The organism is Nocardia sp. NPDC056064 (assembly GCF_042266925.1).
In the GTDB taxonomy this organism is placed as follows: domain Bacteria; phylum Actinomycetota; class Actinomycetes; order Mycobacteriales; family Mycobacteriaceae; genus Nocardia.
The window spans coordinates 1,216,505-1,230,802 of record NZ_JBHJWO010000001.1; the positions used below are offsets into that span (position 1 = coordinate 1,216,505).

Annotated in this window: 14 protein-coding genes; 2 read left to right on the top strand and 12 right to left on the bottom strand. The window is 72.0% G+C overall.

Annotated elements, in window-relative coordinates; all coding sequences use genetic code 11:
- Position 1: 1 nt before the first annotated feature.
- The 4 genes from ACFC06_RS05570 to ACFC06_RS05585 all read right to left on the bottom strand — a co-directional run bounded on the left by ACFC06_RS05570 (position 2) and on the right by ACFC06_RS05585 (position 3,496).
- Positions 2 to 754, bottom strand: coding sequence for a cobalt-precorrin-6A reductase (locus ACFC06_RS05570; RefSeq protein ID WP_375935219.1), 753 nt, complete (start codon positions 752 to 754; stop codon positions 2 to 4).
- Positions 751 to 1,344 carry a hypothetical protein gene (locus ACFC06_RS05575; protein ID WP_375928197.1) on the bottom strand — a complete coding sequence of 198 codons (594 nt, stop codon included), beginning with the start codon at positions 1,342 to 1,344 and terminating at the stop codon, positions 751 to 753. Before ACFC06_RS05575 ends, ACFC06_RS05570 begins: the two co-directional genes overlap by 4 nt.
- Before the next feature lie 173 nt (positions 1,345 to 1,517).
- Positions 1,518 to 2,768 carry a precorrin-6y C5,15-methyltransferase (decarboxylating) subunit CbiE gene (gene cbiE / locus ACFC06_RS05580; RefSeq protein WP_375935222.1) on the bottom strand — a complete coding sequence of 417 codons (1,251 nt, stop codon included), beginning with the start codon at positions 2,766 to 2,768 and terminating at the stop codon, positions 1,518 to 1,520.
- Positions 2,747 to 3,496: an SDR family NAD(P)-dependent oxidoreductase gene (locus ACFC06_RS05585; RefSeq protein ID WP_375928199.1), complete on the bottom strand. Its 750-nt coding sequence runs from the start codon at positions 3,494 to 3,496 to the stop codon at positions 2,747 to 2,749. Before ACFC06_RS05585 ends, cbiE begins: the two co-directional genes overlap by 22 nt.
- A gap of 132 nt (positions 3,497 to 3,628) precedes the next feature.
- On the opposite strand from ACFC06_RS05585, the gene ACFC06_RS05590 reads away from it, so the two are divergent.
- The gene (locus ACFC06_RS05590) at positions 3,629 to 4,027 is read left to right on the top strand and encodes a PPOX class F420-dependent oxidoreductase (protein ID WP_375928201.1); all 399 of its coding nucleotides are present in this window, start codon (positions 3,629 to 3,631) and stop codon (positions 4,025 to 4,027) included.
- 16 nt (positions 4,028 to 4,043) lie between these two features.
- Here ACFC06_RS05590 and ACFC06_RS05595 read toward each other — a convergent pair whose 3' ends face one another.
- Complete coding sequence (locus ACFC06_RS05595; protein WP_375928202.1) at positions 4,044 to 5,171, bottom strand: M24 family metallopeptidase; 1,128 nt, start codon at positions 5,169 to 5,171, stop codon at positions 4,044 to 4,046.
- Positions 5,172 to 5,290: 119 nt separating this feature from the next.
- On the opposite strand from ACFC06_RS05595, the gene ACFC06_RS05600 reads away from it, so the two are divergent.
- On the top strand, positions 5,291 to 6,253 hold the full coding sequence (locus ACFC06_RS05600) for a 5'-3' exonuclease H3TH domain-containing protein (RefSeq protein WP_375928204.1): 963 nt from the start codon (positions 5,291 to 5,293) through the stop codon (positions 6,251 to 6,253).
- Between the two features lie 56 nt (positions 6,254 to 6,309).
- Here ACFC06_RS05600 and ACFC06_RS05605 read toward each other — a convergent pair whose 3' ends face one another.
- From ACFC06_RS05605 to ACFC06_RS05635, 7 genes are all read right to left on the bottom strand, one after another.
- On the bottom strand, positions 6,310 to 7,050 hold the full coding sequence (locus ACFC06_RS05605) for a DUF4333 domain-containing protein (RefSeq protein WP_375928206.1): 741 nt from the start codon (positions 7,048 to 7,050) through the stop codon (positions 6,310 to 6,312).
- A gap of 119 nt (positions 7,051 to 7,169) precedes the next feature.
- On the bottom strand, positions 7,170 to 9,866 hold the full coding sequence (locus ACFC06_RS05610) for a DEAD/DEAH box helicase (RefSeq protein WP_375928208.1): 2,697 nt from the start codon (positions 9,864 to 9,866) through the stop codon (positions 7,170 to 7,172).
- Positions 9,867 to 9,869: 3 nt separating this feature from the next.
- Positions 9,870 to 10,823 (bottom strand): twin-arginine translocase subunit TatC, encoded by a 954-nt coding sequence (gene tatC, locus ACFC06_RS05615; protein WP_375928210.1) that lies wholly within the window; start codon positions 10,821 to 10,823, stop codon positions 9,870 to 9,872.
- Positions 10,824 to 10,918: 95 nt separating this feature from the next.
- Positions 10,919 to 11,182 (bottom strand): Sec-independent protein translocase subunit TatA, encoded by a 264-nt coding sequence (tatA, locus tag ACFC06_RS05620; RefSeq protein WP_375928212.1) that lies wholly within the window; start codon positions 11,180 to 11,182, stop codon positions 10,919 to 10,921.
- Between the two features lie 92 nt (positions 11,183 to 11,274).
- Positions 11,275 to 12,303: a 2-dehydropantoate 2-reductase gene (locus tag ACFC06_RS05625; protein WP_375928214.1), complete on the bottom strand. Its 1,029-nt coding sequence runs from the start codon at positions 12,301 to 12,303 to the stop codon at positions 11,275 to 11,277.
- Positions 12,300 to 13,283 (bottom strand): helix-turn-helix transcriptional regulator, encoded by a 984-nt coding sequence (locus ACFC06_RS05630; RefSeq protein WP_375928216.1) that lies wholly within the window; start codon positions 13,281 to 13,283, stop codon positions 12,300 to 12,302. The genes ACFC06_RS05625 and ACFC06_RS05630 overlap by 4 nt, the downstream gene beginning before the upstream one ends.
- Complete coding sequence (locus ACFC06_RS05635) at positions 13,280 to 14,275, bottom strand: helix-turn-helix transcriptional regulator (RefSeq protein ID WP_375928218.1); 996 nt, start codon at positions 14,273 to 14,275, stop codon at positions 13,280 to 13,282. Before ACFC06_RS05635 ends, ACFC06_RS05630 begins: the two co-directional genes overlap by 4 nt.
- Positions 14,276 to 14,298 lie beyond the last annotated feature (23 nt).

Consider the following 14,298-nt stretch of genomic DNA (forward strand, 5'->3'; position numbering starts at 1 on the left):
CTCAGGACACCGCGTGCGAGGCGGTGACGCGCAGCCAGTCGACCGCCTCGGCGACCTCGTCCACCACGACCGCTCCCGCGGGCAGGGCGGGCCGGTCGATCATGATCACCGGCAGCCCGGCCGTGCGGGCCGCGTCGATCTTGGCCGCGGTCTGCTCGCCGCCGCTGTTCTTGGTGACCAGTACGTCGATGCGGTGCCGCGACATCAGCACCAGCTCCTCGTCGAAGGTGAACGGTCCACGCGCCAGCAGCAATTCGTAGTGCGCGGGCAACGGTGCCTCGGGCGCGTCGATGGAGCGGATGACGAACCGGTGCCCGGCGCAGGCGGCGAACGCGCCGACGCCCTGGCGGCCGATGGTCAGCAGCACGTTGGCGTCGTAGGCGGTGAGCGCGGCGGCCGCGGCGGCCAGATCGGGCACCCGCGTCCACAGATCGCCGGGGCGCCGGGTCCATTCGGGCCTGCGCAGGTGCAGGGCCGGGATGCCGAGTTCACGCGCGGCGGTGGCCGCGTGCGCGCTCACCCGGGCGGCGAAGGGATGGGTCGCGTCCACGACGGCATCGATCGCGTTCTCGCGCAGCCAGGTTCGGAGGCCCTCGACACCACCGAACCCACCCACACGGACCGGACCGACGGGCAACCGAGGGTTGGCGACCCGCCCGGCGAGCGAGGACACGATGTCGAGTCCCTGCTCGCCGGACGCGATCCGGGCCAGCTCCCGGGCTTCGCCCGTGCCGCCGAGGATCAGGACCCTCAGGGCTGCCCGCCGAAGTAGGCCGAGCCCGCGTCGACCAGCGACGGGCCACCGGCGACGAGCAGACCGATCACGCCGCCGATGATGGCGCCCGGGATGATGGTGACGACGCCGATCGCGCCGAGCAGCGCACCGATGATCGCGCCGACCAGGGCGCCGGTGGACGCGCGCTGCAGTTCGGCCATGAACCACTGCTGCGAGCTGATGTCCTTGGCGGCGACCGTCTTCGGGGTCAGCGTCAGCCGGGTGCCGTCGGCGTCGACGGTGGCGGCGATCTCGGTGGCCGCGCCCTCGACGGTGCCCGACAGCGGCACCGTCGCGACGACCGCGCCCGCGGCGTCGGTCAGGGTGACGGCGGTGGCGTCGGCGGCCAGCGCGAAGGTGCCACCGGTGACGGTGGTCACGATCGAGGCGCCCGCGTCGACGATCTCGGCGCGGTAGCCGATGCCGCGGTCGGTGCCCTGCACGGCGGGGGCGGCCTGCTCCTGTACGGCGGGGGCCGGGGCGGCGGGTTCGGCGGCCACGGGAGCGGCGGCGATGCCGGTCGCGGCGACGGCCAGCAACGCGGGGGCGGCGAGCTTCGAATACTTCATGTCTCTCCCCATCACGGAAATCGAACCGGGAGGATTTCCCCGGAACGGCCACGACCCTACCCCCGAGGCACGCAACTCACACCTTCGGTTCGTAACTTTCACGGCCGCGAGACCCTGCGCGAACGGACCCGCCGTGATCTGCGTGTGATCTGCCCGTGATCGTCGCCGCGCGATCAACCAGCGGTTTTTGTGACAATCCACTGGGCGACCGGCAGGTGCGGGCGCCAGGCGGTGAACCCGCCGAGCGGTTCACCACGGTAGACCTGGAATTTGCGCAGCGCGCCGCCGTGGACGCCGGCCCAGTCCAGCAGCAGCGCTTCCGATTCCGCGGTGACCGCGTTGGCGACCAGCCGGCCGCCGGGGCGCAGGTGCTGCCAGCACCGGGTGAACAGGCCGTCCTGGGTGAGCCCGCCGCCGAGAAAGATCGCGTCCGGCGCCGGGAAATCGGTGTCGGCTATCTCCGAGCGCACTTCGCCGCGCACCATGATGCCCGGCACACCGAGCGCGTGCGCATTGCGCGTGATCTGTTCGCGGCGCGCGGGGAGCTGTTCGAAGGTGATCGCGCGACAGCGCGGATTCGTCCGGCACCATTCGATGGCGATACTGCCGGAACCGCCGCCGACATCCCAGAGCAGTTCCCCCGGCACGGGGGCCAGGGCGGTGACGGTCAGGGCGCGGACCTCGGCTTTGGTGAGCTGACCGTCGCCGGTGTAGGCGGCGTCGGCCAGGCCGGGCAGGCGGGTGTCACGGCGGTGGCCCGGATCGAGGACGGTTTCGACCGCGACGATATTGAGCGGGTCGCCCGGCGGATGGGCCCAGGTGGCGGCGGTACCGGCGCGCAGGGCCTCGCCCGGGCCGCCGAGCTGGTCGAGCACGGTCAGTGTCGAGCCGCCGAACCCGTTGTCGCGCAGCAACTCGGCGAGCCGGGCGGGGGTGTCGGCGTCCTCGCTGAGCACCAGCACGCGACGGCCGTCGGCCAGTTCGGGCACGACCGTGGGCAACGGACGGGCAACCACGCTCACCACCGGGATCTCGGCCAGCGGCCAGCCGAGCCGGGCGCAGGCCAGCGACGCCGAGGACGGCTGCGGGAAGACCCGCAGGGCAGCCGCGCCGAAGTGGCGGGCCAGGGTCACCCCGATGCCGTAGAACATGGGATCGCCGCTGGCCAGCACGCCGATCCGGCGGTCGCGGTGGCGGGCGAACAGGTCCGGCAGCGCGGGCAGCAGCGGCGAGGGCCACGGCACCCGTTCGGCCGGGCCCGGCGGGAGCAACCCCAATTGACGCGGTGAGCCGACAACGACCTCACAGCCGGTGATCGCGGCCCTGGCCGGTTCGCCCAGCCCGGTCCAGCCGTCGGCGCCGATCCCGGTCACCACGATCGGGTGGCCGGTCCAGGGCTCGGTCACCGCGGCGCCCGGCGCCAGAGGAACCGCGGCACCCACTTGATCACGAAGAACACCACGGCCAGGCTGCCGGGAACGGCCACCTGGGTGGCGCCCTTGCCCAGCGCGCGCACCACCGCGTCGGCGACCTGACCCGGGGTGCTCGCCAGGGGCGCGGGGTCCATACCGGTGGTCATCCGGCCGATGACGAAACCGGGCCGGGCGAGCAGCAGCTGCACACCGGTACCGTGCAGGGCGTCACCGAGACCACTGGCGAAGCCGTCCAGGCCCGCCTTGGCCGATCCGTAGACGTAGTTCGCCCGGCGCACACGCACCCCGGCGATCGACCCGAACACCACGATCTGCCCGCTGCCCTGGGCGCGCAGCAGGTTCGCCAGGGTGGTGAGCACGCTGACCTGGGCGACGTAGTCCGTGTGCACGACCGCGACGGCGTGGGCCGGGTCCTGTTCGGCGCGGGCCTGATCGCCCAGCACGCCGAAGGCCAGGACCGCGGTGGCGATGCCGTCGTGCTCGGCGGCGATCTTCTCCAGCAGCGGGGCGTGGGCGGCGGTGTCGTCGGCGTCGAATTCGACGGTGTGTACGGCGCTCGCGCCCGCGGCGCGCACCTGCTCGATCTCCTCGGTCAGCGCGTCGGCGCGGCGGGCCGCGAGGATCACCACGCGCCCGGGCGCGAGCCTGCGCGCGATCTCGACACCGATCTCACTGCGCCCGCCCAGAATCAGGACCGGACCGTCCGTCTGCTTTCCCATGCGCCCAGTCTGTCACCCGGTGCGCCGGGGTCCGCTACCTGTCATCCCGAGACCGCCCGGCGCGCTACGCCCCGCCGCGCGTTGCGTGCTCCCGCGCGGCGCCGCACGATCACCCGGTACTACCGTCGTTCCATGCCGACGACCACCGCCCAGCTCTCCCCCGCCGCGCTCGACTTCGTCACCGAGCGTCACCTGGCCACCCTGACCACCCTGCGCGCCGACGGCACTCCGCACGTGGTGGCGGTGGGCTTCACCTGGGACCCCGAGAGCGGGATCGCGCGGGTCATCACCGACGGCGCCTCGGTGAAGGCACGCAATGCCGCGCGCGGCGGGTACGCGGCGGTCAGCCAGGTCGAGGGCGCGCGATGGCTGACGCTGGAAGGGCCCGCGACGGTGCTGGACGCCCCGGAGGACGTCGCCGAGGCCGTGCGCCGCTACACCGCGCGCTACCGGGTGCCGCGGGAGAACCCGACGCGCGTGGTCGTGGCGATCCAGGTGCGCCGGGTACTCTCGTCGAGCACGCTGAAATAGGCCGCGGCCGAACGGTTCACAGTGCGGTGAGGCCGTGCGGGCGCTGGTTCATCGGCTCCACGCCGTCCTCGGTGACGACCACGATGTCCTCGATGCGCGCGCCCCAGCGGCCCCGGAAGTAGATGCCCGGTTCGATGCTGAAGGCCATGCCCGGCTCGAGCACCAGGTCGTTGCCCGCGACGATGTAGGGCTCCTCGTGCACCGACAGGCCGATGCCGTGGCCGGTGCGGTGCACGAAGGCGTCACCCAGGCCCGCTTCGGCGAGCACGGTGCGGGCGGCGGCGTCGATGGATTCCGCGGTCACGCCCGGCCGGACCGCGGCCACCGCGGCCGCCTGGGCCTGCTCGAGCAGCGCCACCTGGTCGGCGACCTGCTTGCCCGGGGTGCCGAGCACGTAGGTGCGCGTCGAGTCGGAGTAGTAGCCGGGCTCGACGGGGCCGCCGATATCGATGACGACCACATCGTCTTTCTCGATCGTGCGATCGGAGACCTCGTGGTGCGGGTCGGCGCCGTGCGGGCCGCTGCCCACGATGACGAAGGCGGCCTCGGTGTGCCCCTCCTCGATGATCGCGGCGGTGATGTCGGCGGCGACCTCGGCCTCGGTGCGGCCGGGCCGCAGGAATTCGCCCATCCGCGCGTGCACCCGGTCGATGGCGGCGCCCGCCCGGCGCAGGGCCTCGATCTCGGCCTCGTCCTTGATCATCCGCGACCGGCGCAGCACCGGGGTGGCCGAGGCGGGCAGCCCGGTGGTGGACTCGGCGAGCGGGATCAGGTGCAGCGCGGGCATGGCGTCGGCCACGGCGATGCGCGATCCGGCGTGCAGGGTCGAGTGCACCAGCTGATACGGATCGACACCGTCGACCCAGTCCAGCACCCGCAGGCCCAGTTCCCCGGCGGCGGAGCCCTCCAGCGAGGCCAGTTCGAGTTTCGGGATGACCACCGACGGCGTGGCCCCGTCGGAGGTGATGACCAGGCAGGTCAGCCGTTCGAAGGACTGGGCCCGGGAACCGATCAGATACTGCAGGTCGGGGCCCGGCGTGATGAGCAGGGCGTCCAGATGCGCCGCGCGCATCGATTCGACCGCCTGCTCCAGCCGCCTGCCGTAGACCTCCGCCGCGAACCTTGCCTCCGTGTGCGCGCTCATAGGACGCGACGTTACCCGCGCGAGGGCACCGCTCGCAGAATCGGTGACCGGATCGTGCCACGCGGTCCGGTCCGGGTCGCGACCGCACCCGCGCCCGTCGACGGGGCACAATCACCGGTGTGACCGTTGACGAGACCTCCCGCGGACCCCTGCTGATCCTCGACGGCGCCAGCCTCTGGTTCCGCGCCTACTACGCGATCCCCGACAAACTGCGTGCCGCCGACGGCCGCTCGGTGAACGCGCTGCGCGGCTTCACCGACATGGTCGCCTCGCTGATCACCAAGCACCGGCCCGGCAGACTCGTCGTCGGGCTGGACCTGGACTGGCGCCCGCCGTTCCGGGTGGAACTGGTGCCCTCCTACAAGGCGCACCGCCTCGACACCAGCGCAGCCGCGGCGCCCGGCGCCGAGGAAGTGCCCGACACGCTCACCCCGCAGGTCGAGATGATCCTGGAGGTCCTCGCGGCCGCGGGCATCGCGACCGGCGGCGCCGAAGGTCTCGAGGCCGACGACGTGCTGGGCACGCTGGCCAGCCGCGAGCGCACCGATCCGGTGATCGTGGTCAGCGGTGACCGCGATCTGCTCCAGCTGGTACGCGACGACCCGGCCCCGCCGGTGCGCGTGCTCTACGCGGGCCGCGGCCTGGCCAAGGCCGAACTGTTCGGGCCCGCGGAGGTGTCGGCGAAATACGGTGTGCCCGAACAGAACGCGGGCCCGGCCTACGCCGACATGGCCACCCTGCGCGGCGACGCCTCCGACGGCCTGCCCGGGGTGAGCGGGATCGGCGACAAGTCCGCCGCGCAGCTGATCTCGAAGTTCGGTTCCCTCGACGCGCTGCTCACCGCCGTCGACGACCCCGGCTCGGACCTGGCCAAGGGCGTGCGCGCGAAACTGGTCGCCGCCCAGGACTATCTGAAGGTCGCCGCCCCGGTGGTCCAGGTGGTGCGCGACGCGGAGGTGATCCTGTCGCGCCCCGACACCCTGCCCGCCGGACCCGTCGACCGTGACGCGCTGCTGGCCCTGGCCGGCGCCTACAACGCCGAGAGCCCGGTGGCCCGGCTGATCACCGCGCTCGAGCTCTGAACGGGACCGGGCCGCCCACGCGTGCGTGGACGGCCCGGAAAGCGCGGTGCGACAGCCTAGTTCGGGCGGCCGACCTCGTAGGTACCGTCGTCCTTGGTGATCTTCACGGTGACCTGCTTGGCCTCCCCGCTGACCTTCAGGTCGCAGGTGAAGGTCGCGTCGACCTCGACGGCCTGACCCGACGGGCACGACACATCGGTGACGTCGGCGATGTCGTAGGACTCCTTGAGCACGCGCGCGACACCGTCCTCGACGGCCGCGTTGTCGAGCTCGTCGGAGGACAGCAGCACCAGCAGCAGACCGATGACGGCGGCGACCACGAGGACACCGGCCACGATCAGGCCGATCAGCAGGCCCTTGCTCTTGCCACCGGACGGCGCCGGCTGCTGACCCCACTGCTGCTGCGGCGCGCCCTGCTGACCCCACTGCTGCTGGGGCTGCTGCCCCCACTGCTGCTGGGCGTTGGCGGCCTGGGCGTTCCAGTCCTGCGGCGGCGGCTGGGTCTGCCCCCACTGCTGCTGCGGGCCGGTCGGCTGCTGCGGCTGCTGCGGCTGACCCCACTGCTGCTGCGGCGCGGGCTGCTGCGGCTGCTGGCCCCACTGCTGCTGGGGCTGCTGGGCGTTCGGGTCACCCCAGTGCTGGGTGGGCTGCGCCTGCTGTGGCTGCTGCGGCGGCTGGGCCGCACCACCCCAATGCTGCGTGGGACCGGCGCCACCGGCCCCCTGCTGACCCCCCCAGTGCTGGGTGGGATCGTTGCTTCCCTCCCCTGGGCCGTTCGGTCCGTACGGGCCGCTCATCCACTCGCCTCCACTCGCATCGTTGTACATACGGTAGCCCCCCGCGCCAGGCCAGCCGCATTCGCACGACTCCGCCATCACGGTCGGTACGTCAGGAAATCAAATCACAGCCGTCCGGATCACGCGGCGTCCACCGCGACGACACCCCGCCGGACCGCGCGCACCGCCTTGGCCGCGGTGGCCGCGATCTCCGGGTCGTCGGCGGTGTTGTGGATCTGGTCGAGCAGGTCGATCACCTGCCTGCACCAGCGCACGAAATCGCCGGCCGAGAGTGGATTGCCCTGGTCGCCGCTGGCCAGCAACGCCTCGGCCAATGCGTCTCCGTGCGCCCACTTGTAGACGCCGGTGACGAAGCCCAGATCCGGCTCGCGCGTCGGCGGGAGCTTGTGGCGGGCCTCGTCGGCGCGCAGCTGGGTCCACACCGCGATGGTGGCGCCGACCGCCCGCCGGATCGGCTCGGTGGGTCCGGCGGCGGTCAGGTAGCCGTTCTCCGAACGGGACTCGTAGACCAGTGCCGACACCACCGCGGCCAGTTCGGCCGGGCCGAGTCCCCGCCACAGGCCCTGGCGCAGGCTCTCGGCGACCACGAGATCGCTCTCGGCGTAGATCCGGGCCAGGCGCCTGCCCTCGGTGGTCACCTCGCCGTGCGCCACGAATCCGCGTTCCTCGAGCAGGCCGACGATCCGGTCGAAGGTGCGCGCGAGCGAATTCGTCGTCGCGGCAACCTTCTGGCGCATCGTCTCGGTCTCCCTGGCGAGCCTGCTGTAGCGCTCGCCGATGCGGCTGAGCTGCTCGCGGTCGGGCTTGCTGTGCGCGGGATGCGAGCGCAGGCTGCGCCGCAGGGTGGACAGTTCGCGGTCCTCGCCGCCGCGGGTGTGGTCGTTGCGCCTGCGCCTGCCCGGTGCGGAGATGCCGGTGCTGCGCAGCGCCGAGGCCAGATCGCGGCGGATGCGCGCGGTGCGGTGGTCGACCCGGCGCGGCAGGCGCATGTGCCCGAGCGCTTCGGCCGGGACGGGGAAGTCCGCGGCCGACACCCGCCCGGCCCAGTGGTCCTCGGTGAGCACCAGCGGCCGCGGGTCGCCGGGGGTCTGATCCGGTTCCAGGATCACCGCCAGCCCGGCCCGCTTGCCGGAGGGGATGGCCACCACGTCACCGCGGCGCAGCTCGATGAGTGCCTTCACCGCGGCGCCGCGCCGGTCGGCCCGGCCCTGCTGCTGGATCTCGCGTTCGCGCTGCTTGATCCGCTCGCGCAGCGACAGGTACTCCATGAACCCGCCGTCGACCCCGCCGAGCTGGCTCTCCAGTTTGCGCAGCGCGCCCTGATTGCGCTCGATGCCGCGGACCAGGCCGACGACGGACCGGTCGGCCTGGAACTGGGCGAAGGACCGCTCCAGCAGGGCGCGGGCCTCCTGGGCGCCCATCCGGTCGATGAGGTTGATCGACATGTTGTAGCCGGGCCGGAACGAGCTGCGCAGCGGATAGGTGCGGGTGGAGGCCAGACCGGCGACCGCGCTGGTGTCGACCTCGGGCTGCCACAGCACCACCGCGTGCCCCTCGACATCGATGCCGCGCCTGCCCGCGCGCCCGGTGAGCTGGGTGTACTCGCCCGGGGTGAGCTCGGCGTGCGATTCCCCGTTGAACTTCACCAGCCGCTCGAGCACCACGGTGCGCGCGGGCATGTTGATGCCCAGCGCGAGCGTCTCGGTGGCGAACACCGCGCGCACCAGACCCTGCACGAACAGTTCCTCGACGGTGTGCCGGAAGGCGGGCAGCATGCCGGCGTGGTGGGCGGCCAGTCCGCGGTGCAGCGCCTCGCGCCACTCCCAGTAACCGAGCACCTCGAGGTCGCCCTTGGGCAGGTCGCCGGTGTGCTTCTCGATGATCGCGTCGACGCGCTCGGCGTCGCCGGGCCTGCTCAGGTCCAGCCGGGCGCGCAGGCACTGGGCCAGCGCGCCGTCGCAGCCCGCGCGGCTGAAGATGAAGGTGATCGCGGGCAGCAGCCCTTCCTCGTCGAGCCGGGCCAGCACCTCCGGGCGCGGCAGCGGCCGGAAACCACCCCGGCCCCCACGCCCGCGCGGCCCACCGTAGCCCTGCATCCGGTCGGCGGCCTCGCGCTGCTTGATGAAGCGCACCAGGTCCTCGTCGACGAGGACCTTCTGATCGCTGGACTTGGTGTCGAACAGGTCGAACATGCGCCGCCCGACCATGACGTGCTGCCACAGCGGCACCGGCCGGGTCTCGTCGACCACCACGGCGGTGTCACCGCGCACGGTCTCCATCCAGGCGCCGAACTCCTCGGCATTGGACACCGTCGCCGACAGGCTGACCAGCCGCACGTCCGGCGGCAGGTGCAGGATCACTTCCTCCCACACCGCGCCGCGGAACCGGTCGGCCAGGTAGTGCACCTCGTCCATGACGACATAGGACAGCCCGTGCAGCGCGTCGGAGGACGCGTAGAGCATGTTGCGCAGCACCTCGGTGGTCATCACGACCACCGGGGCGTCGGGGTTGATCGACTGGTCGCCGGTGAGCAGGCCGACGCTGTCGCGGCCGTGGCGGGCGGTCAGATCGGCGAACTTCTGGTTCGACAGCGCCTTGATCGGGGTGGTGTAGAAGCATTTGCCGCCGGTGGCCAGCGCCATGTGCACCGCGAACTCGCCGACGATGGTCTTGCCCGCACCGGTCGGGGCGCAGACGAGCACACTGTGCCCGTCTTCCAGCGCCGCGCACGCGGTCCGCTGGAACGGGTCCAGTTCGAAGGAGATTTCGCTGGCGAACAGCGCCAACTCGTTGGCCCGCGCGGGAGAATCGGTCACCCGTCAGAGCGTATCGGAGTAGTCCGACACCGGGCGCGGGGTTTTCTGCGGGTCGTCCACCGACTGCGCGGGCGCCACGGGGTCGGGGGTGCCCAGCGGCGAGGCCTCCTCGTCGGAGAGGGTGCCCCACTCCTCGCTGCCCGCCCGGCGGGCCCGGCGCGCGTCGTTGATCCGGGCGAACTGCACCGCGAACTCGAACAGCACGGTCAGCGCGATCGCCAGCGCCAGCATGGAGAACGGGTCCTGGGGGGTGACGATCGCCGCGAAGACGAACATGCCGAAGATGATGCCGCGCCGCCACGCCTTGAGCTTGGTGTAGGGCAGCACGCCGACCAGGTTGAGCCCGATGACCACCAGCGGTGTCTCGAAGCTGACGCCGAAGATGATCAGCAGCTGGATGATCAGCCCGAAGTACTCGCTACCGCTCAGGGCGGTGATCTGGACGTTGTCACCGATGGTCAGCAGGAACGACAGGGCGTGCGAGACGACCAGGTAGGCCAGCACCGCGCCGGCGGCGAACAGCACCGTGCCCGAGAGCACGAAGCCCACCGCGTACTTGCGTTCCTTGGCGTGCAGGCCCGGGGTGATGAACGCCCACAGCTGATACAGCCAGAACGGTGCCGCGAGCACCACACCGGCGGTGAAGCCCACCTTCAACCGCAGCATGAACTGCTCGAACGGCGCGGTGGCCAGCAGGCGGCAGGCGCCGTCGGGGCTCAGGCTCGCGCGCGCCGATTCCGGCAGCGCGCAGTACGGGCCGCGCAGGATCTCGCCCAGGCTCTCGATGCCGAGGAAGGAGTGCGCGTACCAGAAGAACCCGATCAGGGTGGTGACCGCGATGGCGGCCAGGGCCAGCAACAGCCGGGTGCGCAGTTCCTGCAGGTGCTCGACCAACGACATGGTGCCGTCGGGATTCGTCCTGCGCTTGCTGCGCCGGGGATCGAACGGAATGCGCATGGTGGGTGGTGGCCTCTAACCCTCGACGTCGGGATGCTCGCGAAACAGCACTCAACCCCGGAGCGGTCGGTGCCACCCCGGGGAGAACGCCGAGGTCAGAGCGTCTTGTGGCCCTGCTGCTGGTCGACGATCGGTGCCTGTGCCTGCGGCGCCGACGCGGGCAGCTGCTGCGGCGCGGCCGGGGTGGCGGCCTGCGGGGCCGGGGTGGTCGACTCCGACTGCATCTGCCCGACCTCGCTCTTGAAGATGCGCAGCGAGCGGCCCAGGCCCCGCGCCGCGTCCGGAAGCCGCTTCGCGCCGAAGAGCAGGACGAACAGCAACGCGATGATCAGCAGGTGCGTCCAGCTGAACGTTCCCATTATCAGTTACCTCCAAAGACTGTGGTGAGTACCGATGCTACCCGCGTCGCGTGAGGGGCGGCCGCCTGGCCGCAGCGATGTTCGCCACGAGTTCAACCGCGGGCGTCCGCGACGGCCCCGGTCAGCTCGGCCAGCAGACGGGTCCCACCGAAGCGCCGGGCGTCGCCGGATTCGGCCACCCGGATCAGCTCGGTGAGCCGCCGGTTCACCGGGGTCGGCCTGCCGACCATCTCGCCGAGCCGCACGATTTCCCCACACAGCCATGCGATTTCGGTACGCCTGCCCAGGGCGAGGTCGTCGGCCATGGACGAGCGGGCCAGGGGGTCGATGGCCAGCACACGGCCGAAGACCCGGCGGAAGATCGGGTCGGGCACGCGCAGCAGATGCACCATCACCTCTGGCGGCACCGGGGTCAGCCGGGCGGGCCGAATTCGCGCGGTGTTCATCACCGCGAGCGCTTCGGACTGGGCCAGCGCCAGGCAGCGCCGGTAGTCGCGCTCGCCGAGTTCCTCGCGCAGTGGCTTGCCCGACAGCGCGTTGATCGGGTTGTTGAGATTGAGCAGCAGCTTGGCCCACTGCACCGGGCGCAGGTCGCGGTAGCGGCGCAGCGGCACGCCCGCGGCACGGAACTGGTCGGCGAACCGGTCGACCACCGGGTCGTCCTGGATGGCGACGATGCCGTCGCTGGCGCGGTGGAACCGGCCCTGGTCGCGGTGGACCACGTTGAACATGACCATGCCCGCCATCACCAGGCTGGTGGGCAGGATCTCGCGGATGAGGGTGTCGTTGCCGATGCCGTTCTGCAGGCTCACCACCGGGGTGCCGGGGCGCAGCCGCCCGGCGACCGTGCGCACCGCGGCGGCGGTGGCCGCGGATTTCACGGTGACCAGCACCAGGTCGGCCTTCTCCGGCTCGTCGGGGGCCAGCGCCAGCCCGAAGCGGTCCGGAGCGACCTCGGTGCTGCCGCCGTCGAGGTCGGTCAGGCGCAGCCCGTGTTCGGCGATGTCGTCGAGCACGCGCTGACGGCCGACGAAGATCACTTCCATGCCCGCGGCGGCCAGGTGACCGCCGATGTAGACCCCGACGCTGCCCGCGCCGAGGACGAGTACTCGCTGGTTCACGCCGGTTCGGTCTCCCCGGACAATCCCGCGGCCGCGTAGGCGGCCAGGGCGGCGTCGGCGCGCTCGCGCACCGCCGCGACCAGCTCCGGTGGACCGAGTACCCGCACGCCGGTCCCGAAGCCCAGGAGTAATCGCGCCATCCAGTCGGCCGAGGCGAAGCGCATGCCCGCCTCGATGCTGCCGTCGGGGCGCGACTCGATGCGGTGCATCGGGTACTGGTCGAGGACCCAGGCGTAGTCGGCGCGGATGCGCAGGCGGGCCAGCGGCACGTCGGGGTCGTCCTGGAACAGGTCAAGGGCGGCCGCGTCGGCGGCGGCGTGGCTGGGCGGGCGGGCGGGTTCGTCGAGTTCGGTGGCGTCCTCGATGCGGTCGAAGCGGAACAGCCGCACGCCCTCGGCCTGCCTGCACCAGGCCTGCAGATAGCTGTTGTTGTCGACGAGCACCACCCGGATCGGGTCGACGAGGCGTTCGGAGACCTCGTCGCGGCTGGCCGAGTAGTAGACCAGCCGCAGTGCGTGTCCGTCGGCGAGGGCGGAGCGCACGGTCGCCACCACCGGCTCTTCGATCGGGGCGGCGGCCGGTTTGCCCGCCACCGCGGCGTCGCTGCTGGCGATGGCCGATTCGATCTTGGCGATGGCGGCGTGCGCGGCGGTCGGGTCGACCATGCCCGGCATCTCCACGATCGAGCGCAGCGCGACCAGCAGCGCGGTGGCCTCGGTGGAGGTGAGCCGCAGCGGGCGTTCGATGCCCGCGGAGAAGGTGACCTCGATGCTCTCCTCGGAGAACGACAGGTCGATCAGGTCGCCGGGCCCGTAGCCGGGCAGCCCGCACATCCACAGCTGGTTGAGGTCGCTCATCAGCTGTTTGGTGGTCACGCCGAGTTCGGCGGCGGCCTCGGCCGCGCTGATCCCCGGGTGCGCCAGCAGGTAGGGCACCATGTTCAGCAGGCGTGAAAGGCGTAGGGACAGGCGCGAACTCACGACGTCACCTCCGTGTGGTCGAGTACCGACCGTAGCCGGTTCATCACGTCGGCGCGCAGTTCCGGCGGTTCCAGTACCAGAACGTCGGGGCCGAGGCCGGTGATCAGCCGGGCGACCCAGTCGCGCGAGCGCACCGGAACCTCGAGCACCGTGCCTGGGCGGCCGCCCAGGTCGCGGGTCTCGCGTTCGGTGCCGATGCGGCGCAGTTCGCGGCCGCGCCCCTTGGCGACCCACACGGTCGCGGTCCCGGTGACGGGCGCGTCCCCGGTGACCCGGTCGACGATCGCGCGCAGATCGGTGTGTTCGGGTTTGCGCACGACATTGTCCGGACCGTAGGGCGTCACCTCGCCGCCGATGCGGGAGAGCCGGAAGGTGCGCACCGCGTCGCGTTCGCGGTCGTGGCCGACCAGGTACCAGCGCCCGTGCCGGGTCACCACGCCCCACGGCTCGACATCGCGGGTGACGAACGGATCGGTGACGGCGCTGTGGTGCCCGAAGCGCACGGCCCGCCCGGCGTCGATCGCGGCGAGCAGTGCGCGCAGCACCGGTTCCGAGCCGCGGGTGCGCGCGGGCACCGCGGGCACCGAGACGCCGACATTGTCGGTCTCCACGGTGACCCCGGCCGCGCGCAGCTTGAGCAGCGCGCCCTCGGCCGCGCCTGCCAGCTCGGGCGAGGCCCACATCTGCACGGCGACGGCGACCGCGGCGGCCTCCTCGCTGGACAGGTCGATGTCGGGCAGCTCGTAGGCGTCCCGGTTGATCCGGTACCCCTCGAGCGTCGAGAACCGCCCGACCGGACCGACTTCCAGCGGAATGCCCAGGTCGCGCAGTTCGTTCTTGTCGCGCTCGAACATCCGGCTGAACGCCTCGTCGGTCGCGGAGTCCTCGTAACCGGCCACGCTGGCGCGGATGCGCTCCGCGCTCAGGAACTGCCGGGTCGACAGCAGCGCGATGACCAGATTCATCAGCCGCTCGACCTTGGATATCGCCACGCGATAGAGGGTAATGGTCGGGC